Raw genomic sequence first — 25412 nt, forward strand, 5'->3', positions numbered from 1 at the left:
TATTTCTCTTTTAAAAAAATAGAGTTAGTCTAAAAACTTTTATATGCTACTTAGAAGTTTTTAGGCTACCTTTTGATTTACTTTCTTCCCTAGAAAAGAAAAACCTCATTAGTAAAATTCTAACAAGGCTCTTCCAACAATAAATATATCTTTTTTAATTAATCAACGATTGACTCTCCGTAGTAAAATTTCAATACTTTCGTTTTAAATACATAGTCATATTTTGCTCTAATCATTGCTCCTTCAGCATTTACTAATCGGTTACGTACTTGATCAAAATCAAATTGAGTCATTGATCCATAGTCGTAACTAACCTGTGCATTTTTAAAGGCTTCCTTTTGAGCTTCCAACGATACTTGTGCTGCTTCATACGTTTTAGCAGCTGCTTTTGCATCTAAAAAAGCACTTTCTATTTCTTGTTGTAATTGTAATTTTTGATTTTCAAGAGCTAGTTGAGAAACTTCTTTGTTTATTACAGATTTAGTGACCCTGTTTTTTGTTTGAAAACGATTAAAGATTGGAATGTTAAGTGATAAGCCTACATTATATCTAATTCTGTCTTTTGTTTGTTTAAAAAAATAATCATTGCTTTGACCAGGAAACAAGTTGTTAAACTGATGAAAGTAAGAACTACTCGCTCCTATTGAGTAAGACAAGTTAGGTAGATAAGCTCCTTTTTCTAACTTTATACTTAAATCAGCATTGCTTACATCTAATTTTGCTCTTTCTATATCTGGCCAAGCAGTTAATGCTTTTTCATACACTACATCAGCGTTATCATATAATAATGCTGCTGAAGGAGACCCAACTTCAATATCAGCTACATCAAAATCTTTAGAAGGTATTTGCAATAATTGACTTAATCTTAGTAAAGCTATGCTCAAAGTATTTTCTTGTAGTACTACGCTTTGAACATCATTTGCTGCCGTAGACTCGACATTTAATAAATCTCCTTTTGGTATTACTCCTCCTTCAAACTGAGCTCTTGCTCTTTCAATTTGCTTTTTACTAATCTCTGCTTGAACTGTTGCAACCTCTAAATTTTCTTTGGCAAACAACACATTTAAGTATTCGTTTACTACATTTAAAGAAATATCATTTTCTATTTTAGCTAAATCCAATTCACTTCCTTTAACACTTAATTGCGCTTGTTTTTTCTGGTTTAGGTTTCTAAACCCATTAAAAATAGTCCCTCTACTCGATAAACTAAATGAAGAATTAAAGTTTTGTGTATTTTTTAAAACACCTGTTTGATCTGGTGATAAACCAGAACTGAAACCAGCACTAGATGAAGCATTTAAATCAGGCAAAAAATTCCCTTTAGATATTTCAACATCCTTTTCAGCCAATTGAACGCTTAATCGGTTTTGTTTAACTGTTATGTTATTTTTTAGGGCGTAATCTACGCACTCTTTAAGTGTCCATTGTTTTTGTGAAAAAACAGCTACAGAAGTAAAAATAGCTGCAAATAATGCAATTTTAGTTTTCAAAAGATCAATATTTTTTTATTTAAACTCAGTTAGTTGATATTTCTAAAAGTAGAAATATATTGCTTTTCTATTAATTAGAAAAACTAGTAAACAATTTTGTATCTTAACGTATAAATACGGTAAGTTATTTTTTACTGCGACTATATGACGATTAAAACTGAGAAATGTTACAAAAAATATTCTTGATTTTAAAATACTAATTTTTTGCTTTCTTTTTATGGCGGTAAATAAAGTAAAATAAAAGCCCTACTAAGATATATGGAAACACCATTAAGTATGTTATTCCATTATTTACTCCCTCAGCAATAGTTTCATTATCTCCTTCAATTACTGCCTTACACATTGCACATTGTGCAGAAGCATTAAGGGAAAATACTAGAAGTATAAAAAATATAATCTTTTTAAACATAATAAGGTGATATCATTAAATAAACAACTACTCCTGTAACCGCCACATATAACCATAACGGAAATGTAATTTTTGCAATTTTTTTATGCTCTGGGAAATTACCCAAGCGAGCTCTCACAAAAGTTATTAGTACAAATGGAATAATTATTATTGATAATAATATGTGAGTTATCAAAATGAAAAAATACACATATTTAATTATTCCTTCTCCTCCAAATTTAGTAGAATCTGAAGTCATGTGATATGCTACATACATCACTAAGAATAATGCTGAACAAACAATAGCTGTGGTATTTAGTTGTTCATGTAATTTTCTTTTTCCATTTTTAATTGCAACGACCGAAGCAACTAGTAATACAGCCGTAAAACCATTTATACTAGCATAAATAGGCGGTAAAAAAGATAATGGTTCTACATTAGGTATTTTAATTCCAAATAAAGCAGCTACTGCAATAGGAATTACGATAGAAACTACAGTAATAAACTTTTTATACTTTTTTTCTTCTGCTGTACTCATGTTACTCTTTCAGTAATAACTTAATATCTTCTTTTAACTCACTAATTTGGTTTCCAAAATTATGTTCATCTAAGGCTCTGTAATACATAATTGGGTTACCATGCTCATCATAACGTGAACGGATGTATCCATCTTTATCAACTAATGCAAACAACCCAGAATGTTCAAATCCTCCATGACTAGCTTCACCTTTTCCTGCATACAATTTAAAACCTTCATTTGATAACTCATACACAACGTCTTCTGACTTTCCTGTAAGCAGATGCCAGTTTTTATGGTTTATGCCATTATTCTTTGCATACTCTTTTAATTGGTGCGGTGTATCAATTTCTGGTGTAATTGAAAATGATGCTATTCCAAAATTAGGGTTCCCCATAAATTCATTTTGAATCTCCACCATTTGTGCATTCATCAAAGGACAAATCGTAGGACAAGTAGCAAAAAAGAACTCAACTACATATACTTTTCCTTCATAATCTTTATTGGTAATTGTCTTTTCATCTTGATTAATGAATTCAAAATCCGGAACTTTATTGAATTTATGCAAATTAGCTGTTTGAAAATGTGCTACAATTTTGGGAATTGCATAAATACCAAAAAGCAATATTATCAATGAAATACCTACGTATGAATAATTTTGTTTTTTCATGTGAGTCTTTCTTAAATTTCTCTATCTGCGTTATTCTTTTTTAATGCCAAACGATATTCAGCCAATACCACCTTAACATCGTCTTTCATTTTATTATTAAGCTCAGCTACTGATTTCATATTATAACCAAACAACTTGCCTCCTGCACTATCTTCATCATCTGTTCTACCTCTTAAGCTTCCATTTTTATCAATTATAAAAGCCTTTGAAGAATGCAAACTTTTATCTAATGATTGATTTGTTTTAAAGCTATCATACAATACTTCAATTTCAGTATCGCTGGCAAAAACAAAGTTCCATTTTATCATGTTTGTATAAGCTCCTATTTCCTTCTGAAGTTTTTCTACATCTTCTTTAGATTTGCTTGAAGCAATAACAATTAACTGAAAATCTTTAAAACCATAAAATGGTTTGTAGATTTTTTCATTAAGATTAAATAACTCTCCTTTAGCCTCTTCTACATTAGTTCCTAAAAAAGCAACTATTGATATTCTTTTATCAAATTGATGCTTTTTACTAATTGATGAAACATCAATTACATTTTCTGTAAGCACAGGTAATTTTGCAAAGTTATTGATTCCTAATGATAAAAATATATAAAACAATAATGGCACAATAAATAGTGCAAACAATACTATATTTCTTTTTGTTTTATTCATTTTATATAATTTTTAATATAAAAAAAGGTGGTTAACACCACCTTTAATTTTTGTTTTATATGATTACCATTTTACTAATGGTGCTAATGTATCGTATAAGTAACCACCTTCTATTAATACCAGTGTTACTAAGTAACATATTAAGAAAACTGCTGTCCAAACGATAGCACGTCTAAACCATGGTTTTTCACCTTCTAAGTGCATAAAAGCCCATGCAATATAATACGCTTTTACAATTGTTAAGATAATGAATATCCAGTTTAACCAGCTAGTTCCCCAACCATGTAAATGTAACCCTGATGGTTTTACAATACCTAAAGCTACCTCTACTGTTGTTACTATTGTTAAGATTGCTAAAACAACCCAAATTCTTTTTGTATTCGATTCGTGTGCGTGACCCATTTTTACTATTGTTTTTTGATTATACTAAGTAGAAGAAAGTAAATACAAATACCCAAACTAAATCTACAAAGTGCCAATATAAACCTACTTTTTCAACCATTTCGTAGTGTCCTCTACGCTCATACGTACCTAACACAACATTAAAGAAAATGATAATATTGATTACTATTCCTGAGAATACGTGGAATCCATGGAATCCTGTAATAAAGAAAAAGAAATCTGCAAAAATTGGATTCCCATACTCATTAACATGTAAGTTAGCTCCTTCAACAACCATATTAGCTTTACCTAAATGAGCTAAACTCTCTTCTCTAGATAAAATAATTTTTTGTTTAGTTTCAGGATTAATTTTCTCTATTCTAATTAATAAAGATGGATCTGCTTTAAAAGCTTCCTGTACTTGAGCTACTGAATATTGAGAAATTGTTGATTCTTTTTCAAACCACAATCCATTTTCTCTTTGGTGTTGAACTCTTTCATCTTTTCTGTCATTATGAACAAAATCTGCTAAAGCAATTTGATGACCATCTTTTACAAATTGTAAGATATGATTATCAGTAGTTTTAACAGCTCCATAAGAACCATTAATAAAGTTTTTCCATTCCCAAGCCTGAGATCCAACGAAAATCAAACCAAAAACTATCGTAGCAAACATATACCAAGCTACCTTTTTTTGTTGCATTTTATGACCTGCATCTACCGCTAACACCATAGTTACCGATGATACAATTAATATAAACGTCATTAATGCTACATAATACATCGGTGCATGTACACCGTGTAATCCTGGAAAGTGTGTAAATACTTCATCAGCAATAGGCCAAGAATCGATAAATTTAAAACGTGTTAAACCATACGCTGCTAAAAAGCCCGAAAAAGTTAATGCATCAGATACGATGAAAAACCACATCATCATTTTACCATAACTAGCGCCAAATGGTTTTACACCACCTCCGCTCCAGGTCTCTTTGTTGTCAGAATTTACAGCAATATTTGCTCCCATAAATCTCTTATTGTTAATTTTTGTTAAATCAGTGCGCCAAAATTACGCATTTTTCATCATCTAATAAAATAGAAAAAGAAAAATAGATAAATCCACAGTACATCAACGAAATGCCAAAAGATTGCACCGAGTTCAAACCCAAGCATATCGGCTGAAGAATACTTCTTTTTAAAATGATTATAAATAACAACTAAAAGCACTATTATACCTGCTAATAGGTGTAAAATATGCATAAATGTTATTCCTATAATAAACGATGTAGACACCGTACTTTCAGGTCCTGTAAAATAAAGCCCTACAGCCTTTAGTTCATTAAACCCTACATATTGATACCATACAAAACCTAAACCTAACACTAAAGTTATTAGTAATAAAGTAAACGAAGCTTGTATATTATCTTTTTTTAATAGTTTTTGAGAGAAGAACAATGTAACACTGCTCAATACTATTAATACCGTACTAATATAAAATGCTTGAGGTAAATCGAAGGTTACCCAATCTTCACGGTTCATACTAACTACATAAGCACTTGTTAACCCTGCAAAAAACATCACCATACTAATCATGGAAATCCATAACATTGGTTTTGCCGATTTACGTTTCGCTACTTTTAATTCTTCTTTCAATGATTGTTCACTCATTAGTGTAAAAATTTATCTACCACATAAATAATGGGTACAATTGTAATGTAAAAAACACTCGCTAACATTAATTTACGAGCATCTGTATTTTTTTGTGTTTTATATAGTTGTATTGCATAATACAACATTAATAACCCTAACAGAAAAATAATAACTGCTGTTAGTGGATATATATATAAATCTCCTGTTACTTTTAATACGGGTGCAATAGACATTAAAATCATTATACATGTATAAAAGATAATCTGAACAACTGCTCCTTTATCTTTCTTATCCATAGGAAGCATGTGTAACCCTGCCTTATTATACTCTTCAAACTGCAACCATCCTATTGCCCAGAAATGTGGGAATTGCCAAAAAAACTGAATCATAAACAAGAACCCTGCTTCTATGCCAAATTTTCCTGTTGCAGCTACCCAACCTAACATAAAAGGAATAGCTCCAGGAATAGCCCCTACAAAAACGGCTAAAGGTGTTACCGCTTTTAACGGTGTATAAGCACTTGTATATAAAAAAATAGAAATTGCGCCAAATAGGGCGCATTTCGGATTAATGGCATATAAAATGGCAATACCAGCAATTGTAAATAATGTAGCAATCACTAAAGCTGTAGTTGCTGACATTCTTCCAGAAGGTAACGGACGGTTTTTAGTACGTTGCATTACTGCATCAATATCCTTTTCTATTACTTGATTAAAAGCATTCGATGCCCCAACCATTAAATATCCTCCTAAGGCTAATAAAATTATTGTAGTATAATTAATCGATTCTGCTCCTAATAAATATCCTGTGATAGAAGTAAAAACCACACTAATAGACAACCCAACTTTCGTTAACTGTTTAAAGTCTTTAACTATTGATTTTATGGAAGTTTTAGTATATATAGATGAAACAGAATCCACTTCTAATTTTAAAAAATTTCTGCAAAGATATTCCATTCTTATTGAACCACCATAAATTTTTATTGGAATTAAAATTGAAAAAAATTAAAAACTGCTTTGTAATTAAAAAAATGGTGTTATATTTGCACCCGCATTCGCAGTAATGCACGTTCATTAAAATAAAAAATGACTACGCGAAAGTAGCTCAGGGGTAGAGCATCACCTTGCCAAGGTGAGGGTCGCGGGTTCAAATCCCGTCTTTCGCTCAAGCCTTTTTATAAAGAGTATGCTGAAGTGGTGGAATTGGTAGACACGTTGGACTTAAAATCCAATGAGCCGTAATGCTCGTGCGGGTTCAAGTCCCGCCTTCAGTACCAAGAAACCTCACTTGTATGAGTGAGGTTTCATTTTAAAAAAGTAGTCATTAACAAAGCACATACGCTGAAGTGGTGGAATTGGTAGACACGTTGGACTTAAAATCCAATGGGCCGTAATGCCCGTGCGGGTTCAAGTCCCGCCTTCAGTACAAAAGCCTTGACATTTATTTGTTAAGGCTTTTTTTGTATCTAAACTTTTAGAAATATTCTTTGTAATGTATCTTTCAAACGCACGTCTAAACTTCAAAATCGAAATCATGCGAAAGATATTTTTACTTATAAGTTTAGCTTTTTTTCTAAACTCCACTGCCCAATCCACTACTTTTGACACACTTCTAAAAAAACATGTAAACACAAAAGGAAGCGTAAACTATAAAGGATTTAAAACAGACGAAGCTCAACTTCAAGCTTATTTAGATGAGTTAGCAAACATAAAACCTCAAAAATCTTGGTCCGTTGCAAAAGCAAAAGCTTTCTGGGCTAATGCATATAACGCATACACTATTCAATTAATCTTAGACAACTACCCTCTTAAAAGTATTATGAATATTAACAAGAACGGTAAAAATGCTTGGGAAATTCCATTTGCTAAAGTTGGTGGTAAAACCTATACATTAAACCAAATTGAACATGAAATTTTACGTAAAAAATATAGTGACCCTAAAATTCATGTGGCAGTAAATTGTGCGTCGGGTTCTTGTCCTCAACTACCAAATTATGCTTTTACAGAAAAAAATTATGAATCAAAAACTACTCTTTTAATGAAGAGGTTTATTAATGATTTTTCAAGAAATAAAATTTCAGAAAACAAAGTTCAACTATCTAAAATATTCGAATGGTTTCAAGGAGATTTTACAAAAGAAGGAGACCTAATCAATTTTCTGAATCAATATTCAGATGTAAAAATCAATCAAAAAGCTAAAATTAGTTATTTAAAATATGATTGGTCCTTAAATGGTAGATAATATCGCTACCCTTTTGTAAAATAGCAGTGAAAACAATTTGGTACTTTTACTTTTTATTAGAAACAAAAAACATGTCAAAAACATATTACGACCCTGCCGACTTACGTAAGTTTGGTAAAATAACAGAGTGGAGTGAAGAACTAGGAAACAAATTCTTTGATTATTACGGAAAAGTCTTTGAAGAAGGAGCTTTAACCGCACGTGAAAAAAGCTTAATTGCATTAGCAGTTGCACACACCGAACAATGCCCTTATTGTATTGACGCCTATACCAAAGACGGATTACAACGTGGAATTACCAAAGAAGAAATGATGGAAGCCATTCATGTAGGAGCTGCTATTAAAAGTGGAGCAACCCTAGTACATGGAGTTCAGATGATGAACAAGGTAAACAAATTAGAAATGTAAGCAGACTCTTATTTTGCTTCTGGCAAAATTTTAGAGATCGCTTATCCTGAGCATTGGTTGAAATCAAAATGCATTTTGATTGAAAGTACACTAGGAACTAGTCGAAGGATATTAATTAATAATGATGAGAAGCTGAAACAAGTTCAGCTTGAAGGGATGATGAAAAAATCTTTAAAATCTAGAAATAACGATTTAGCAAACACGCAACGCCAGCTTGAAATCTTATCAAACGGAATTTTTGCTGATGGTGAATTGCCTACGTTTGCCAAAAAACTCAAAGAAACCAATCAGTTTCCATTACGTCCTAAAAAATTAGAAATTCTTCAAATTAATTTAGGATACATGTGTAATCAAGTTTGTGCACATTGCCATGTAGATGCTGGTCCTGACCGAAAGGAAATCATGACCATAGAAACCATGGAACAATGTTTAGAAGTGATTCGAAAAACTGGAGCACATACTCTGGATTTAACAGGTGGAGCTCCTGAAATGAATCCTAATTTTCGATGGTTTGTCGAAGAAGCTTCCAAAGCAGGAATTAAAGATTTTATTGTTCGCTCTAATTTAACGATTATTAAAGCAAATAAAAAGTATTACGATTTACCTGAGTTCTTCAAAAAACACAACGTACATGTAGTTTCTTCAATGCCTCACTGGACGCGTGGAAAAACCGATAAACAACGCGGTGATGGTGTTTTCGACAAATCTATTGAAGCTTTAAAAATGCTAAATGCTGTGGGTTATGGAATTGAAGGAACTGGTTTACAACTAGATTTAGTATACAACCCGTCAGGAGCATTTTTACCAGGAGACCAAACCTCATTAGAAAACGATTTTAAAAAAGCTTTAAAAGAAGATTTTGATATTATTTTCAATTCACTTTTTGCCATTACCAATTTACCCATTAGTCGATTTTTAGATTATCTAATTGCTTCTGAAAATTACGAAGATTATATGTATTCGTTAGTAGAAGCATATAATCCGATGGCAGTAGAAAATGTAATGTGTACCAATACATTATCAGTAAGTTGGGACGGATATTTATATGATTGCGACTTCAATCAAATGCTAAATTTGAAAGTAGCAAGCAAATCACAACACATTTCTGAATACAACGAAGCATTATTACAAAACAGAAATATCATTATCAATCAACACTGTTATGGTTGTACCGCTGGTGCAGGAAGTAGTTGTCAAGGTACAGTAGCATAAAAAAATGAAAAATATCGTCTTCTTTATTTTCTTACTTTCAATAAATTCTTTTTCGCAAAAGAACCTACAACAGTTATTGAAAAAATATAATACTGAAAGTGTTCCGTATATTTCTGTTAGTGAACTACAAAAAGAAAAGGAAGTTATTTTATTAGATGCTAGAGAACCTAAAGAATTTGAAGTTAGTCATCTTAAAAACGCGATGTGTGTTGGTTATGATTTTTTCAACTTAGAAAATACCTTAACAAAGCTCCCGAAAGACAAAAATACTAAAATTGTGGTGTATTGCTCTTTAGGAATTCGGTCAGAAGACATCGCTGAAAAACTACAAAAAGAAGGCTACACCAATGTTTTTAACCTGTATGGTGGAATTTTTAAATGGAAAAACCAAGGAAACACAATCGTTAATCTACAAAACAACCCTACAGAAAAAGTCCATGCTTTCAATAAAGAATGGAGTAAATGGTTACAGAAAGGAGAAAAAACATATGAATAATCAAAATGAAATATCATTTCGAGAGCAGTCGACAAACCTTCTCCTAATATTTACTCGAAACCCAGAATTAGGCAAAGTAAAAACACGCTTAGCTAAAACAATTGGAGACGAAGCTGCGTTAGATATTTATAAATTCTTATTAGAACACACAAAACAAGTCACCCAAAATTTATCTTGTGACAAAGCCGTTTATTATTCTGTAAAAGTTCGTGAAAATGATATTTGGAATGCTACCACATATCAAAAGCACCAACAAGAAGGAAATGATTTAGGTGTACGAATGCTCAATGCTTTTCAACAAGCTTTTTCTACTGGATATGAAAAAGTTGTAATTATTGGTAGTGACCTACCTGATGTAACTTCCGAACATATCAATGATGCTTTTGAAAAATTGAGTTCTAATGATGTAGTTATGGGTCCTGCAGAAGATGGTGGTTATTACCTATTAGGCATGAAAAAACTACATGTTAACATTTTTCAACATAAAGACTGGGGAACCTCAACTGTTAGAAAAGACACCTTAAACGATTTACAAAACGAATCAGTACATTTGTTGGAAACCTTAAATGATGTAGATGTTTTTGATGACATCAAAAACAATCCAATATTCAATCAATTTTTAAACTAACCGTCATTACGAGGGAGTATATGACCGAAGTAATCTGTCCATCTCGAAATCATAACTTAAAGATTGCTTCGCTTTAGCCTGTCTTGAGCGACAGTCGAAAGGCTCGTAATGACAAACACAATATAAAATGCAAAAAAAACAACAACTACAAGAAACACAAGAATTTCTTCAACATAAAGGAATTACCAACCCAGAAATAGGAATTGTTTTAGGAACAGGGTTAGGAAAATTAGTTAATGAAATAACCATTGAACATGAAGTACCGTATGCTGACATTCCACACTTTCCACAAGCAACTGTAGAATTTCACTCCGGAAAGTTAATTTACGGAACCCTATCAGGTAAAAAAGTTGTCGTTATGTCTGGGCGTTTTCATATGTATGAAGGATATAATTTATGGGAAGTTACCTACGGTATTAGGACCATGCATGCGTTAGGTATTAGAACTTTGTTAGTTTCTAATGCTGCAGGTGCTATCAACCTTTCTTATAAAAAAGGAGATTTGATGTTACTAGAAGATCACTTGAATTTACAAGGAGGTTCTCCCCTAGCCTTTAAAGGAGCAAACGAGTTTGGGAATATTTTTGCCGATATGTTAGAACCATATTCAAAAAAATTGAACACTCAAATGAAAGCTATTGCTAAAGCCAACGACATAGACCTGAAAGAAGGAATATATGCAAGTGTTGTAGGCCCGCAATTGGAAACCAGATCTGAGTATAGAATGTTACAAATTTTAGAAGTAGATGCGGTTGGAATGAGTACTGTTCCTGAAGTTATCGTAGCAAAACAACTCAACATTCCGTGTGCAGCCGTTTCGGTATTAACCGATGAGTGCGATCCTAAAAATTTACAACCTGTAGATATTACCGAAATCATTGAAGTTGCAGGAAAAGCTGAACCGAAAATGATTACACTTTTTAAAGAATTGATAAAAATAGTTTAGCAGTAAACAGCCCTCAGTATGCACTAAAACAGCATACTGTTAACTGAAAACTGTTAACTAAATATTGAAAATATGAGTTACTTAGAAACCACCAAAGATGTATATAAAGAAGCAGCCTTAACCCCTGATGTTGGCTTATGCTGTACAACAAACCCAATTTGGGAGTTACCTGGATTAAAAATCCCGAAAATTATGCAAGAAATGAACTACGGATGTGGTTCTACAGTGCATGCACGCGATTTAACTAACAACCCTAAAATATTATATGTAGGTGTTGGTGGCGGAATGGAATTACTGCAATTCTCTTATTTCTCACGTCAGAAAAACGGCGTGATCGGGATTGATGTGGTAGATGAAATGCTAGAAGCTTCTCAAAAGAATTTTATTGAAGCTGAAGCACAAAACGATTGGTTTAAAAGTGAGTTTGTAGATTTACGCAAAGGTGATGCTTTACACTTACCTGTAGAAGATAATTCTATTGATGTGGCTGCTCAAAACTGTTTATTCAATATTTTTAAAGCTGAAGAACTGAAAAAAGCCATTGCTGAAATGTACCGTGTATTAAAACCTCACGGACGTTTGGTAATGAGCGATCCTACCTGTGAGCAACCTATGAACGAAACCTTACGTAATGACGAACGTTTGCGTGCCTTATGTTTAAGTGGAAGTTTACCGATTGCGGAATATGTAAAGATGTTAACCGACGCTGGTTTTGGAACCATTGAAATCAGAGCGCGTAAACCATACAGAATTTTAGATCCTAAAAATTATCCTACGGATGAATTGATTTATATCGAATCGATTGAAGTAGCAGCGATTAAAGATCCGATGCCTGCTGATGGCCCATGTGTATTTACAGGAAAAGCAGCGATTTACTTTGGTGATGAAGATTATTTTGATGACGGAGAAGGACACACCTTATTAAAAAACCAACCATTGGCTATTTGTGATAAAACAGCAGCCGCTTTAAAAGCGTTGGAAAGAGACGATATATTTTTCTCAGAATCTACCTATCATTACGATGGTGGTGGGTGCTGTTAGACAAAAACTACTTTAGTTCTGAACCTCGCTTTAGCGAGGTTTTTTTGTTATATAAGTTTTTTGACTATAACCTTTAAAAAATTACCTTAGCTACTGGCTAAATTTAATCATTCAAACTACAGCAGATATCTTAACAATTGAAAATGTAAATTTTTAAACTAAAATATGACGAAGATTAATTTTATTTCTAAAAAAATACTTGACTGGGACTGGAGTATTTCTGGTCAATCTGTTTGTGACCCAAAACCAGTTAAAAGAGCATATGAATTACTTAATCATTCTGAGTCATTAATCACTGATTATTCTTCAAGTTTTGAGTTATCAGATGCTCTCTCTAATTTAAAAAGAGCATTAAATCAACGGTTAAAACTAATAGAGAAAACTTATAATCTTAAATCTGTAAAGTTTTATGATTGCCCTAAAGGTTACTTGGAGCTACTAGAAAAGTATGGTTTAGCTAGACCATATTTAATAAAAATTCTTATGGAAATAAGAAATAAAATTGAACATGAAGACGCTGAACCTCCAAACATTAATAGATGTAAAGAATTAGTTGATGTAACATGGTATTTTTTTAAAATCAACAGATAAAATAGTTAACTTAAAACCTACAGATATTGAACTAGAGCCTAAAAAATCATTAAAATTATCTGATAAATATGGTTGTACCATAGGGGTTAAACAATCAAATAACAACTCCTTGTCAATATCAGGATGGTTTCCAAAAACATATATTTATAATCATGAAAAAGCAGATTCATTAAGAATTAAATGTTCTGTAATACATGATGGTCTCTATTGGAAAGGTAAAGAGCATCATGAAGACAAAACAATAAACGATATATGGCTAGTAGCTGAAATTGATCTTGATTTCAATGAAAAGCATTTATTTTTAAAAAAGGTATTTGAAGCTGTATAAATAATTTTACTAATAACATCATACATTTTAGTTAATTGATATTAATCTAATAGTAAAACCCTTACAATTTTACCAATTGATATTCGTTATTTTGTACAATGAAAACATTGAAAGAGATACAACTTCAACTTAAAGAAAACAAGAAATTAACTCTTCTGTTAAAATACGTAATAGGATTAATACTGTTTGGGTTTCTTTCAGTAGTACTATTATTCTCCTTAGTGTATTTTGAGGTGTTTGGTAAATTACCCAACAAAAAAGAGTTAACATCTGTTATTAATGAAGAAGCTTCTTTAATTTATTCATCAGACGAAGTAATTATCGGTAAAGTATTTGCTGAGAATAGAACTAATGTTCAACTAGAACAAATTCCAAATCACTTAAAAGAAGCTTTAATAGCTACAGAAGATAAGCGATTTTACTCACATAATGGTTACGACGGTCAAAGCTATGCACGTGTTTTCTTTAAAAGTATTTTACTACAAGACGCCTCAGGTGGTGGTGGAAGTACCATTACGCAACAGTTAATTAAAAACTTATACGGAAGGCAGTATCATGGTTTTTTGAGCATGCCTATCAATAAAATAAAAGAACTCATTATTGCTAGTCGTATGGAGAAACTATACAGCAAAGATGAAATCTTGTTATTGTATTTGAACTCGGTTCCTTTTGGAGAAAATAACTTCGGAGTAGAATCGGCTGCTAATCGATTTTTTAATAAATCAGTCAACAAATTAAATATCGAAGAATCTGCTGTACTTGTAGGGATGTTAAAGGCTAATACCTATTACAATCCAAGATTGAATCCTGAAAATGCTAAAAAACGTCGTAACACGGTGCTTCAATTAATGAACAACGAAGCGTATTTAAGCAATGAAGTTACCGATAGCTTACAAAAACTACCTATTACACTCAACTATCATAACCTTGATATAAATACAACAGCCGGTTATTTTACCTATCAAGTAAAGAAAAAAGCTGCTGAACTTATAAAAAAGAGCAATGAAGCTTCTAACAGCAACTATAACTTAGAAACCGACGGGTTAAAAATTCACACAACACTGAATTACGATATTCAGAAAATTGCAGAAAAATCTGCTAAGGAGCAACTCATCGTCAAACAACAACAATTAGACAAAGAATTAGCTTCAAACAGGTTAAAAAATAGATGGCTACAAAAGCAACAATTCACAGAAAAAGATAAACAAAAGAGAACTATTCAACTTTTTGATTGGGACAGTGCAAAAACAATTACTGGTAACAAAATTGACAGTCTTTGGTATTATGATAAAATGTTGAATGCTTCTGTATTAGTTACGAATCCGAAGAGTGGCGCAGTAATTAGTTGGGTTGGCGGAAATAACTTTAACACACTTCCTTTTGATATGGTGTTATCGCACCGTCAAATAGCCTCAGCTTTTAAACCGTTTTTGTATGCTACAGCGTTGGAAAATGGAATTTCTCCGTGTGATTATTTTGAAAACGAGGAAAAAACCTATCCTGAATACGATAACTGGAAGCCACAAAATGCCGACCATAGCACCACTCCTAATAAAAAAGTTGCCATGTGGTACGCCTTAATTAAATCCATGAACATTCCTAGTGTTAATCTATATTTTAAACTAGAAAAAGAATGGCTAATCGATACTTGTGAAAAAGTATTGTTCCCTGAAATTACCGACGACGCTCCTTCTATTGCTTTAGGAACGTTAGATTTATCACTATTTGAAGCCACAAGAGCTTACGGTACATTTGCTAATAATGGTGAAATGAACGATTTGTATATGATTAGCAAGATTACCGATAAAAAAGGGAATATCATTTACGAAAGCGAAAAGCAAAAGACAGAAAGAGTATTTAAAAAAGAAAGTACACAAACGTTAACTACCATTTTACAACAAGCGGTAGAACAAGGAACAGGAGCCAGTATAAAAAGCAGGTATAAAATCAAAAGTCCGTTAGCCAGTAAAACAGGTACTGCTCAAAACTATACCAACGCTTGGTTTATGGCTTATACACCGAATATTGTTCTTGGAACTTGGGTAGGAACTTCTAAAAACGACATACATTTTACTAGTGGAAATGGTTCTGGTTCTTCTTTAGCGCTGCCAATCGTTGCTAACGTTCTAAAAGAAATTGAAAACAACCCTGAACTAAAGGAAAAATACTTAACCTCTTTTGATATTCCTGATGAAATTTCTTTGTCAATAAACTGTCCTCCTTACAGAGAAAAAGGAATTAAAGGGTTTTTCAACAGACTTTTTGGAAAGAAAAAGGAATAAGTTTAACACTTTAAAAAGTTAGATCTCTAATTCAACAGTTCATCCAAAAGAGTTTTTGTCTTATCAAAAGAAGGCCTCGGTGCTTCGGTTGTTACAACCTTACCTTGAGGATCAATCAAAATAAAACGAGGAATAGAAGTTACTGCGTAGGCATTCATAAAATCACTCTCAAATGATTTATCAGCAAATAATTGCACCCCTACTAGTGCTTTATCGTTTATCATATTTTTCCATGTATCCTTATCCTCTTTCTTATCGACAGAAATACTCACAAATACAATATTCTTATCATGATAACGCTTCTCTAATTCCTTGAGATAAGGAATTTGTTTAATACAAGGTGTACACCAAGTTGCCCAAACATCAATGTAAACATACTTCCCTTTAAAATCCTTTAAACTAAACACTTCCCCTCCTATATCCTCAAAACTAAACTCTGGTGAAGCATCTCCTACGTTTAATACTTTTGAATTAATTATTTTCTCATATTTTTTTTCAACTGCTTCAATAAAAGGTTGATGATTGGTAACCCTTTTAATAAGGTCAAGATAATCTTTTGCACGATCCTCCTTGATTGTTATTTTAGAATAAAACCCATTCACTAAACTAATAGCTAATTCTTTTGACGGAACCCTACGTAAAACATTTAACATTTCATCTACACTAGGGGCTGCATCTATACGTTTACTCCAAACAGAATTCACCAAATAACGAAAGTATAACTGTTTTTTATAATCCTTATCATTATTGAGATTCACTTTTTTTATTGGCTCATAAAAATTCTCTGAGAGTATAATATCATCTCCTAAATAAAACTTATAATTTGATTTATAATTTTGAATTTTAAGAAGTCTTTCATATTCTAATGATTTTTTTTCCTCTTTTACAAAAAATCTCTCAACATCATATTGAGATAATAAATTTAAATGGGCATTTTTAATTTTCATTAAGTTTTTGAGATATCCTGTTTCATCTACTTTATAAAAAGCTTCAAAATCTTTGGTTAGCTCTTCTTCTACTTTTGCTTTCTTAGCAAGGTATTTATTTCGTATTGCTCCTTTACCTTTAAAAGCAAGAGTTTCTTTAAAGTTTTTAGCATCAAAAAAAACACTCAACTCATCTTTAGGGTTAAGATAAATGTAAATGTTATTACGTCCATATTTAAGGAAATAATAACCTCCTTCTATTTCAACAGAAATACTAAATTTACCATCAACATCAAGTTCAATAGATGTTAGTTTTTGATTATTAAGGTATGTAATGGTAATCGGATCAGATAAATGATTCTTTACTTGTCCTGAAATATTTATTTTTCCTGAATTTCCAATTGCAGATAAGCTAATAAAAACTGCAAAAAAAGTATGGATAAACTTACTCATTTGTGTTGGTAATTAATTACAAAAAACGCGCTAAAGGTAACAATCTATTTCATTACTATACACCACAAAGACTAACAATTTTAACACATTGTAAGGATACACCTCGCTTAAGCAAACAACGTAGCAAAAGCTTCTTCAATCTTACTCACTAAAATCAATTTTATCGAATGGTTTTTACTGGTGATCTTGTTGTATTTTGAGGTTACAAACGTTTTATATCCTAACTTTTCAGCTTCGGTAATACGCTGATCTATCTTGGAAACAGGTCTAATTTCACCAGCTAAACCAACTTCAGCAGCAAAACACACATCGGGATTGATGGCTAAATCTTGATTTGACGATAAAATCGCTGCTACTACCGCTAAATCTATTGCCGGATCGTCTACATGAATTCCACCAGTAACATTCAAAAACACGTCTTTCGCTCCTAACTTGAAACCTGCACGTTTTTCCAATACTGCCAAAATCATGTGCAAGCGTTTTAAGTTGTAGCCTGTCGTAGTTCTTTGTGGAGTTCCATAAACCGCCGTTGAAACCAAGGCTTGAATTTCTATCATTAACGGACGAATACCTTCTAAGGTGGATGCAATCGCAGTTCCACTTAAATCAGCATCTTTTTTAGAAATTAAAATTTCAGAAGGATTCGATACTTCTCGCAATCCGTCTGATAACATTTCGTAAATTCCTAACTCTGCAGTAGAACCAAAACGGTTTTTTTGCGAACGCAAAATTCTATAGGTATGATTTCGGTCACCTTCAAATTGCAACACCACATCTACCATATGTTCTAAAATCTTAGGCCCTGCAATATGTCCTTCTTTGTTGATATGCCCGATTAACAATACTGGAGTTGCTGTTTCTTTTGCAAACTTTATCAACTCTGCTGAAGTTTCTCGTATTTGTGAAATACTTCCTGGAGAAGCTTCAATCGTATCTGTATGTAAGGTTTGAATAGAATCTATCACCAACACATCTGGCTGAACCTCTTCTATGTTTTTAAAAATCTGTTGTGTATTAGTTTCTGTAAGAATTAAACAGTTAGGATTTTTCCCTTCGATACGTTCTGCTCGCATTTTAATCTGCGACTGGCTTTCTTCCCCAGACACATACAACACTTTTTGTGGAATTTGTAAAGCAATTTGTAACAGTAACGTAGATTTCCCGATTCCTGGTTCTCCACCTAGTAACACCACAGCACCTTTGACCAATCCACCACCTAAAACAGTATCTAATTCTTGGTTTTTAGTACCAAAACGCTCTTCTGGATTCAGTTGAATATCTTCAACTCGTAAAGGTTTTGCAACTCTTTTTTGTGAATTTGATGGCGATTTCCAGTTTCTTTTTTCTTCTTTTTGAATAACTTCTTCAACAATAGTATTCCATTGTTTACAAGAGCCACATTGCCCTACCCATTGTGCATGTTGTGCTCCACAGTTTTGACAGAAAAAAGTTGTTTTGGTTTTTGCCATTCGATTTGTAAGATTTACTTACAAAGAAAAGAAAACTATTTGTTTTTATTGTAGATGGGCAAGAACAAAAACGCCAATCCACCAAAGACAATAATCATAGCTGTTTGAGCGGTCCACATAATCCAACCAAAGGCTGTTGCAGGTTCTTCAGCAATTCCAAATAACGCTAAGGCTCCAGCTACAGCAACAGGATACAACCCTATTCCACCGTTAGTGGCTGCAATAGCAAATCCACCAGCAATAAAACCGATTAAAACACCTCCTAAAGGAACATGAAGTCCATTAATTGCTGGAATCGTTGCCCAAAACATTAATACATACATCAACCAAATAAAAACAGTATGAAAAATGAATGCCCATTTATGCTTCATTTTAAAGATACTGGTAACTCCTTCAATTAACCCAACAACAAAGCTCTTGATTTTTAATCCAATTCCTGATTGCGCTTTTTTTACAAAACGTGTAAAAACTACAAAAACCAAGATTAATCCTACTAAAAGGATTCCTATTTTAATTGGATCAAAATTTTTAGTCAGTAATTCATAAATAAAGTCAAATTGTACAAAAAGTGTGATTGCTATAATACTAAGCATCATTAGCAAATCTGCCATTCGTTCAGCAACGATAGTTCCAAAGCCTTTTTCAAACGGAATATTTTCATAGTTAGTCATCACTGCCGCTCGAGATACCTCCCCTGCTCTTGGCACTGCATAATTTACTAAATACGCTACTAAAACCGCCATGGTACTATTACCAAAATCTGGCTTATACCCCATAGGCTCTAGTAAAAATTTCCAACGATAAGCACGAGATAAATGACTTAATATTCCAAAGAACAGCCCTAAAGCTATCCATCCGTAATTAGCATCTTTAAAATATTGTACTAAGGTTTCAATTGAAATTTTTGACAATGAATACCAAACTAAAAAACCTCCCAAAATGAGAGGTAATAGTATTTTTGTGATTTTCTTTACTGATATACTCAAACTATTCTAGCAAGTTGTTTTCTTCGTTAGGAAATACTAATTGTGGTTTAAACTTTTTGGCTTCTTCTAACTCCATAAAAGCATACACAATTAAAATAAGTACATCTCCTTTTTGAACTCTACGAGCTGCTGCTCCATTCAAAGTTATCTCTCCACTCTTTCTTGGTCCTGGAATAGCATAGGTTTCTAAACGTTCTCCGTTATTGTTATTCACAATCTGTACACGCTCACCCTCAATAATTCCAGCAGCATCCATTAAATCTTCGTCAATGGTGATACTTCCTATATAGTTTAAATCCGCGTTAGTTACTTTAACACGGTGTATTTTCGATTTTACTACTTGTACTAACATGCTGCAAAAATAGTTGTTTTTTAATGAATACTAGGTTGTTTTTTGATGATTTTAACATTATTACAAACCTCATTCTTAGCCCTAAACACTAACTTTTTAATTATTCTTTAAACGAATATTATCAATTAAGCGAATGTCTCCTGCAAAAACAGCAATAAAGGCACGATACTTTGTATTTTCTTTAATCTCTGTTACCGTTTGTAATGTTTTTTCATCTGCAATGGTAAAATATTCTAACTCAAATAACGGATGTTTTTTAAATTGTTTTTCTACCCATTTAGTTAACTCTTCTGGACCTTTTGCTCCAAATTTCTTTTTCGCTTTTTTTAAAACCTTATAAATAAATGGCGCTGCCTCTCTATGTTCTTTACTTAAACGAGTATTTCTGGAGCTCATCGCCAGTCCATCTACTTCTCTGAAAATTGGTCTTCCTTCTATTTTTACTGGGAGTTTGTATTTCTCAACTAGCTTTTTGATAATTTGCAGTTGCTGAAAATCTTTTTTACCAAAATAAGCTATACCTGGAGCTACTATTTCAAATAATGTTTTTACAATAGTACCCACTCCATCAAAATGACCGTCTCTAAACTTCCCTTCCATTTGATATTCTAATCCATCAAAATCGAAGTTTTCAGAAACTATATTTTCAGCATATATTTCCTGTACAGAAGGAAAAAATAACACGTCACAATTAACAGACTCTAACAATGCCACATCATTATCATAAGTCTTAGGGTATTTATCTAGATCTTCTTTATTATCAAACTGTGTAGGGTTTACAAAGATGCTAACCACAGCAATATCATTCTTTTTTTTGGCTCTTTTAATAAGCGATAAATGCCCTTGATGTAGAGCTCCCATAGTCGGGACAAATCCGATTGACTTTTTATCCTTTTTTTGAGTGGATAAAAACTCTTTTATTTCGGATTTTCTTTTGAAAATTTTCATTGTTATTTAATTGAAATGCATGCAAAATTAGCAATTTAACACGATTTTTGCATTAAATTTCGTATTTTTGCACCTTCAATAAAAGAGACCGATTTAATGAAGGATAAGAGAATTTTATATGTTTCATCAGAGGTAACACCATATTTACCAGAAACAGAATTATCGTCTACCGCATTTAACGTTGCTAAAAATGCACATTCTAAAGGAATTCAAACCCGTATATTCATGCCTCGATTTGGGGTGATTAATGAGCGAAGGCATCAGTTACACGAAGTTATTCGTCTATCGGGTATGAACTTAATTATTAATGACATGGATATGCCTTTAATAATTAAAGTTGCTTCTATCCCTAAAGAAAGGATGCAAGTATATTTTATTGACAATGACGAATACTTTAAGCGTAAAGCTGTATATTCTGACGAAGATGACAAGTTATTTGACGATAATGATGAGCGTATGATTTTCTTCGCCAAAGGTGTTGTTGAGACTGTAAAAAAGCTAAACTGGGCTCCTGATATTATTCATGTTCATGGATGGATGGCTTCATTACTTCCTTTATATTTAAGAGAATTTTATAAAGAAGAACCATTGTTTGCTGAAAGCAAGATTGTAACTTCGCTTTACAATAGTGATATTAAGGACTTGAATAAAGAATTAGCTAACAAAGTTCGTTTTGATAAAATTGAAGATTCTAAAGTAGCTACAATCGAAACACCAAGTCATATTAATATTTTAAAGAGTGCTATTGAAAATTCAGATGCTATTATAAAAGGTAGCGAAGTTTTACCTGAAGAAATTGAAACTTTCATTGAAGAAAGCAATGTAAAAGTTTTAGACTTCCAATCTGAGGAAACTTTAACTGAAGCATATTTAGAATTTTATAAAGAAAACGTTTTAGAATTAAGCGAATAATGATTAGAAAAATTGGTGTACTTAGTATTAGCTTGCTATGTTTAGCAGCTATTACATCTTGTGAAAAAGACTTTAGTGAAGTTGGAACAAACGTTGTTAACAACGATAAATTCGAAACAGGAGAAATCTTATTAGATGTTAAAATAACTCCAATAGACGTTGAAAGTGTACAAGCTGATAATATTAACGCTACTATAAGTGATTATTGGCTAGGAGTATATAATAACCCTAATGCTGAAAAAATTGAAGCTTCAATAATTTCTCAAATTGGTTACGTTATAAATCTTAATAATAAAGATACAGATACTACTGCATTTAACCTTGACAAGGTGATTTTAAAAATCCCATATCAAGCTACCTCTAAAGGAACTACTGACGGAGTTACTAGTTTTAAGTTGGATTCAATTTTAGGGAATCCTAATATTGCAACTAATGTTCAGGTGCTCCAAAATGAAACATACTTAAACACATTAGATCCTAGTGATCCATCTAAAAAAAACACATTCTATTCTGATAATGAATATTTAGGAGACAATATACTAAGTGAGGGTGGTATTTATGAATTAAAACCTAAGGCTACAGATACTACTTTTATTTTTGACAGAATTGACAGATCTTCTTCATTAACAAGTACAACTACTTATAAAGATACTGTTAGAGCTATAAACTCACAAAAGCTCAAGGTTCCATTTTTAGCGATCCCTCTGGATATAACAAAAATGAAAGCTTTATTTTGGGATAAGTTTCATAGCGAAGAATTTGCATCTAAAGAAGCTTTTGACAATTATTTTAGAGGAATTAAAATAGTTGCAACAGGAAATGACGGATCTATGATTCCTATTAATTTAACTTCTATAAGTCCTACACCATCTATAGATTTTTTATATACTAAATCCAACATTGATGGATCTACAGTTAAAAACACTACCAAAGGTGTATTTAGTTTCCCTCTTTCTGGTATAAGAAATAGTCATTACAAAATGACTCCTGCTACAAATCCAGTACCTAATAATAACTTTGTTATTCAAGGAACAGCAGGATATATGGCAAAAGTTGAAATTTTAAACGATACAAAAGTTCAAGAGTTAAAAAGTAATAATTGGTTAATCAATGATGCATCTCTTACTTTTTATATAAATCAAACAATTAACAACGATGCTAATATTGTTCCTCAGCAGTTATTCTTATATCAAAATAAAGAAAACGAAACAGGAAGTATTTCACCTACTCAGTTAACTGATGCTTATGTTGACGCTACTTCTTTTGGGGGGGGGTTAGAGAAAACCGATGATGATAACCCTGAAAAATATACGTTTAGGATTACCGATTATATTTCCAAACTATTATCGGGAGAAGAAAACACAACTATTGACCCTTTAGTTTTAAAAGTATACAACCCTACAGATGCACCAGTTAATAATAATATTTTAACAACTTCTGTTAAATCTTATAACTGGAACCCTAGAGCTGTGACATTATTAAATGGAGACGAAGCTGCTAACGGAACTAAAAGAGCCGTTTTAAAAATATCATATTCAAAAGAAAAATAAGTTGTTATGTGCGGAATCACAGGATATATTGGACACAGAGATGCTTATCCGATTGTAATTAACGGACTTAAGCGTTTAGAGTATAGAGGTTATGATAGTGCAGGTATTATGATGTATGATGGTGAAACAATGCATTTATCAAAAACCAAAGGAAAGGTTTCTGATTTAGAAATAATTACAAACAAAGAAGAGGAAAGAAAAAAAGGACAAATAGGTATTGGTCATACTCGTTGGGCAACTCATGGTGTTCCTAATGACGTAAACTCTCACCCTCATTTTTCTCAATCTGGTAACCTTGTAATTGTTCATAATGGAATTATTGAAAATTATGACACCATCAAAAAAGAGTTAATTTCTAGAGGTTATGAGTTTAAAAGCGATACTGATACCGAAGTTTTAGTAAACCTTATTGAGGAAATTAAAAAAAGTGAGGACTGCAAATTAGGAAAAGCTGTTCAATTAGCTTTAACCAATGTAATTGGAGCTTATGCAATTGCTGTTTTTGACAAAACAAAACCTAATGAATTAGTCGTAGCTCGATTGGGTAGCCCTATTGCTATCGGAGTTGGAAAAAACAACGAAGAGTTTTTCGTAGCTTCTGATGCTTCTCCTTTTATTGAGTATACAAAAGATGCTATTTACCTTGAAGATGGTGAATTGGCTATTATAAAAAAAGACAAAGGAATTAAAGTTCGTAAAATTGAGAATGATAAAGAAATTGATGCGAACATTCAAAAGCTACAATTAAGCCTTGAACAGATAGAAAAAGGTGGTTACGATCACTTTATGTTGAAAGAAATATATGAACAACCTAAGGCTATTATAGATACTTATAGAGGTAGAATGTTAGCCAATGAAGGAATTATAAAAATGGCTGGTATTGATGATAATATGTCTAAGTTTTTAAATGCAGACAGAATTATCATTGTAGCATGTGGTACTTCTTGGCATGCAGGTTTAGTTGGAGAATATCTTTTTGAAGATATGGCTCGTATTCCTGTTGAAGTGGAATATGCTTCAGAGTTTAGATATCGTAACCCTATCATAACTCCAAAAGATGTAGTAATTGCTATTTCTCAATCTGGGGAAACAGCGGATACTTTAGCTGCCATTAAATTAGCTAAATCTAAAGGAGCTTTTGTTTTTGGAGTATGTAATGTTGTAGGTTCTTCTATCGCAAGAGAAACACACGCTGGTGCTTACACGCATGCTGGACCAGAAATTGGAGTAGCATCAACTAAAGCATTTACAACACAAATAACAGTTCTCTCTTTAATCGCCTTAAAACTGGCACAAGCTAAAGGAACTTTATCTACATCTGCAGTAAATACTTATTTACAAACGATGCAACAAATTCCTGCTCAGGTAGAAAGTTTATTGAAAATTGATGCTCAAGTTAAAGAAATAGCAGCTGTTTATAAAGACGCTAAAAACTGTTTATATTTAGGTAGAGGATTTAATTTCCCTGTTGCTTTAGAAGGTGCTTTAAAATTAAAAGAAATTTCTTATATCCATGCTGAAGGATATCCTGCAGCTGAAATGAAACATGGACCTATTGCCTTGATTGATGAAAACATGCCTGTTTTTGTGATTGCAACAAGTAGAGGGCATTACGAGAAGGTAGTAAGTAACATTCAAGAAATTAAGTCTAGAAGTGGAAAAATAGTAGCAATCGTTACCGAAGGTGATGAAACAGTTAAAGGTATAGCTGATCATGTAATTGAAATACCAGACACAGAAGAGGCTTTTTCTCCTTTATTAACAACAATACCATTTCAATTACTGTCATATCACATAGCGGTAATGTTAGGTAAAAATGTTGATCAACCAAGAAACTTAGCAAAATCGGTTACTGTTGAATAACAGCCCGCTTTATTCAAAATATAAATCCT

27 protein-coding genes and 3 tRNA genes are annotated in these 25412 nt (G+C 32.4%); 16 read left to right on the plus strand and 14 right to left on the minus strand.

Annotation, left to right across the window (positions count from 1 at the left end):
- Window positions 1-158 precede the first annotated feature (158 nt).
- The 9 genes from ACKTTR_RS14640 to cyoE all read right to left on the minus strand — a co-directional run bounded on the left by ACKTTR_RS14640 (window position 159) and on the right by cyoE (window position 6708).
- Window positions 159-1490, minus strand: a complete 1332-nt coding sequence (locus ACKTTR_RS14640) for a TolC family protein (protein WP_408028538.1) — start codon at window positions 1488-1490, stop codon at window positions 159-161.
- Window positions 1491-1686: 196 nt separating this feature from the next.
- Window positions 1687-1899 carry a hypothetical protein gene (locus ACKTTR_RS14645; protein ID WP_408028539.1) on the minus strand — a complete coding sequence of 71 codons (213 nt, stop codon included), beginning with the start codon at window positions 1897-1899 and terminating at the stop codon, window positions 1687-1689.
- The gene (locus ACKTTR_RS14650) at window positions 1892-2416 is read right to left on the minus strand and encodes a DUF420 domain-containing protein (RefSeq protein ID WP_408028540.1); all 525 of its coding nucleotides are present in this window, start codon (window positions 2414-2416) and stop codon (window positions 1892-1894) included. Before ACKTTR_RS14650 ends, ACKTTR_RS14645 begins: the two co-directional genes overlap by 8 nt.
- A gap of 1 nt (window position 2417) precedes the next feature.
- Complete coding sequence (locus tag ACKTTR_RS14655) at window positions 2418-3065, minus strand: SCO family protein (protein ID WP_408028541.1); 648 nt, start codon at window positions 3063-3065, stop codon at window positions 2418-2420.
- An 11-nt stretch (window positions 3066-3076) separates the two neighbouring features.
- On the minus strand, window positions 3077-3724 hold the full coding sequence (locus tag ACKTTR_RS14660; protein WP_408028542.1) for a hypothetical protein: 648 nt from the start codon (window positions 3722-3724) through the stop codon (window positions 3077-3079).
- 63 nt (window positions 3725-3787) lie between these two features.
- Window positions 3788-4126 carry a cytochrome C oxidase subunit IV family protein gene (locus ACKTTR_RS14665; protein WP_408028543.1) on the minus strand — a complete coding sequence of 113 codons (339 nt, stop codon included), beginning with the start codon at window positions 4124-4126 and terminating at the stop codon, window positions 3788-3790.
- A 19-nt stretch (window positions 4127-4145) separates the two neighbouring features.
- Window positions 4146-5129, minus strand: a complete 984-nt coding sequence (locus ACKTTR_RS14670; protein WP_408028544.1) for a cytochrome c oxidase subunit 3 — start codon at window positions 5127-5129, stop codon at window positions 4146-4148.
- Between the two features lie 56 nt (window positions 5130-5185).
- Entirely contained in the window at window positions 5186-5770 is a 585-nt protein-coding gene (locus ACKTTR_RS14675; RefSeq protein WP_408028545.1) for a cytochrome c oxidase subunit 3, read from the minus strand.
- Window positions 5770-6708 carry a heme o synthase gene (gene cyoE, locus ACKTTR_RS14680; protein WP_408028546.1) on the minus strand — a complete coding sequence of 313 codons (939 nt, stop codon included), beginning with the start codon at window positions 6706-6708 and terminating at the stop codon, window positions 5770-5772. Before cyoE ends, ACKTTR_RS14675 begins: the two co-directional genes overlap by 1 nt.
- A gap of 137 nt (window positions 6709-6845) precedes the next feature.
- Between cyoE and ACKTTR_RS14685 the strand changes: the two genes are divergently transcribed.
- The 13 genes from ACKTTR_RS14685 (at window position 6846) to ACKTTR_RS14745 (ending at window position 15924) form a co-directional block, all read left to right on the plus strand.
- Window positions 6846-6917, plus strand: a tRNA-Gly gene (locus ACKTTR_RS14685).
- 22 nt (window positions 6918-6939) lie between these two features.
- Window positions 6940-7028, plus strand: a tRNA-Leu gene (locus tag ACKTTR_RS14690).
- Between the two features lie 63 nt (window positions 7029-7091).
- A tRNA-Leu gene (locus tag ACKTTR_RS14695) sits at window positions 7092-7177 on the plus strand.
- Window positions 7178-7285: 108 nt separating this feature from the next.
- On the plus strand, window positions 7286-7993 hold the full coding sequence (locus ACKTTR_RS14700; RefSeq protein WP_408028547.1) for a DUF547 domain-containing protein: 708 nt from the start codon (window positions 7286-7288) through the stop codon (window positions 7991-7993).
- Window positions 7994-8064: 71 nt separating this feature from the next.
- Window positions 8065-8400 (plus strand): arsenosugar biosynthesis-associated peroxidase-like protein, encoded by a 336-nt coding sequence (locus ACKTTR_RS14705; RefSeq protein WP_086029663.1) that lies wholly within the window; start codon window positions 8065-8067, stop codon window positions 8398-8400.
- A gap of 156 nt (window positions 8401-8556) precedes the next feature.
- Window positions 8557-9612 (plus strand): arsenosugar biosynthesis radical SAM (seleno)protein ArsS, encoded by a 1056-nt coding sequence (gene arsS, locus ACKTTR_RS14710; RefSeq protein WP_408028739.1) that lies wholly within the window; start codon window positions 8557-8559, stop codon window positions 9610-9612.
- A gap of 4 nt (window positions 9613-9616) precedes the next feature.
- A complete protein-coding gene (locus tag ACKTTR_RS14715) occupies window positions 9617-10108 on the plus strand; it encodes a rhodanese-like domain-containing protein (RefSeq protein ID WP_408028548.1) in 492 nt (163 codons plus the stop codon).
- A complete protein-coding gene (locus ACKTTR_RS14720) occupies window positions 10101-10736 on the plus strand; it encodes a TIGR04282 family arsenosugar biosynthesis glycosyltransferase (RefSeq protein WP_408028549.1) in 636 nt (211 codons plus the stop codon). The genes ACKTTR_RS14715 and ACKTTR_RS14720 overlap by 8 nt, the downstream gene beginning before the upstream one ends.
- 127 nt (window positions 10737-10863) lie before the next feature.
- A complete protein-coding gene (locus ACKTTR_RS14725) occupies window positions 10864-11682 on the plus strand; it encodes a purine-nucleoside phosphorylase (RefSeq protein ID WP_408028550.1) in 819 nt (272 codons plus the stop codon).
- Between the two features lie 72 nt (window positions 11683-11754).
- Complete coding sequence (gene arsM / locus ACKTTR_RS14730; RefSeq protein WP_408028551.1) at window positions 11755-12723, plus strand: arsenosugar biosynthesis arsenite methyltransferase ArsM; 969 nt, start codon at window positions 11755-11757, stop codon at window positions 12721-12723.
- A 165-nt stretch (window positions 12724-12888) separates the two neighbouring features.
- Window positions 12889-13314 carry a hypothetical protein gene (locus ACKTTR_RS14735; protein ID WP_408028552.1) on the plus strand — a complete coding sequence of 142 codons (426 nt, stop codon included), beginning with the start codon at window positions 12889-12891 and terminating at the stop codon, window positions 13312-13314.
- Between the two features lie 109 nt (window positions 13315-13423).
- The gene (locus ACKTTR_RS14740; protein ID WP_408028553.1) at window positions 13424-13642 is read left to right on the plus strand and encodes a hypothetical protein; all 219 of its coding nucleotides are present in this window, start codon (window positions 13424-13426) and stop codon (window positions 13640-13642) included.
- A gap of 98 nt (window positions 13643-13740) precedes the next feature.
- Window positions 13741-15924 carry a transglycosylase domain-containing protein gene (locus tag ACKTTR_RS14745; RefSeq protein WP_408028554.1) on the plus strand — a complete coding sequence of 728 codons (2184 nt, stop codon included), beginning with the start codon at window positions 13741-13743 and terminating at the stop codon, window positions 15922-15924.
- Between the two features lie 26 nt (window positions 15925-15950).
- Here ACKTTR_RS14745 and ACKTTR_RS14750 read toward each other — a convergent pair whose 3' ends face one another.
- From ACKTTR_RS14750 to panC, 5 genes are all read right to left on the minus strand, one after another.
- On the minus strand, window positions 15951-17303 hold the full coding sequence (locus ACKTTR_RS14750) for a TlpA family protein disulfide reductase (RefSeq protein ID WP_408028555.1): 1353 nt from the start codon (window positions 17301-17303) through the stop codon (window positions 15951-15953).
- Between the two features lie 107 nt (window positions 17304-17410).
- The gene (gene radA / locus ACKTTR_RS14755) at window positions 17411-18772 is read right to left on the minus strand and encodes a DNA repair protein RadA (RefSeq protein ID WP_408028556.1); all 1362 of its coding nucleotides are present in this window, start codon (window positions 18770-18772) and stop codon (window positions 17411-17413) included.
- Between the two features lie 35 nt (window positions 18773-18807).
- Complete coding sequence (locus ACKTTR_RS14760; RefSeq protein ID WP_408028557.1) at window positions 18808-19758, minus strand: lysylphosphatidylglycerol synthase transmembrane domain-containing protein; 951 nt, start codon at window positions 19756-19758, stop codon at window positions 18808-18810.
- A 1-nt stretch (window position 19759) separates the two neighbouring features.
- Window positions 19760-20110, minus strand: a complete 351-nt coding sequence (panD, locus tag ACKTTR_RS14765) for an aspartate 1-decarboxylase (protein WP_028891458.1) — start codon at window positions 20108-20110, stop codon at window positions 19760-19762.
- A 96-nt stretch (window positions 20111-20206) separates the two neighbouring features.
- Complete coding sequence (panC, locus tag ACKTTR_RS14770) at window positions 20207-21058, minus strand: pantoate--beta-alanine ligase (protein WP_408028558.1); 852 nt, start codon at window positions 21056-21058, stop codon at window positions 20207-20209.
- Between the two features lie 96 nt (window positions 21059-21154).
- Between panC and ACKTTR_RS14775 the strand changes: the two genes are divergently transcribed.
- The 3 genes from ACKTTR_RS14775 to glmS are packed head-to-tail and all read left to right on the plus strand — an operon-like array spanning window position 21155 to window position 25383.
- Complete coding sequence (locus ACKTTR_RS14775; RefSeq protein ID WP_408028559.1) at window positions 21155-21970, plus strand: glycogen/starch synthase; 816 nt, start codon at window positions 21155-21157, stop codon at window positions 21968-21970.
- Window positions 21970-23520, plus strand: a complete 1551-nt coding sequence (locus tag ACKTTR_RS14780) for a DUF4270 family protein (protein ID WP_408028560.1) — start codon at window positions 21970-21972, stop codon at window positions 23518-23520. Before ACKTTR_RS14775 ends, ACKTTR_RS14780 begins: the two co-directional genes overlap by 1 nt.
- Window positions 23521-23526: 6 nt before the next feature.
- Entirely contained in the window at window positions 23527-25383 is a 1857-nt protein-coding gene (gene glmS / locus ACKTTR_RS14785) for a glutamine--fructose-6-phosphate transaminase (isomerizing) (protein ID WP_408028561.1), read from the plus strand.
- Window positions 25384-25412: the final 29 nt, after the last annotated feature.

This window comes from Tenacibaculum litoreum, assembly GCF_964513915.1.
Taxonomy (GTDB): domain Bacteria; phylum Bacteroidota; class Bacteroidia; order Flavobacteriales; family Flavobacteriaceae; genus Polaribacter; species Polaribacter litoreum.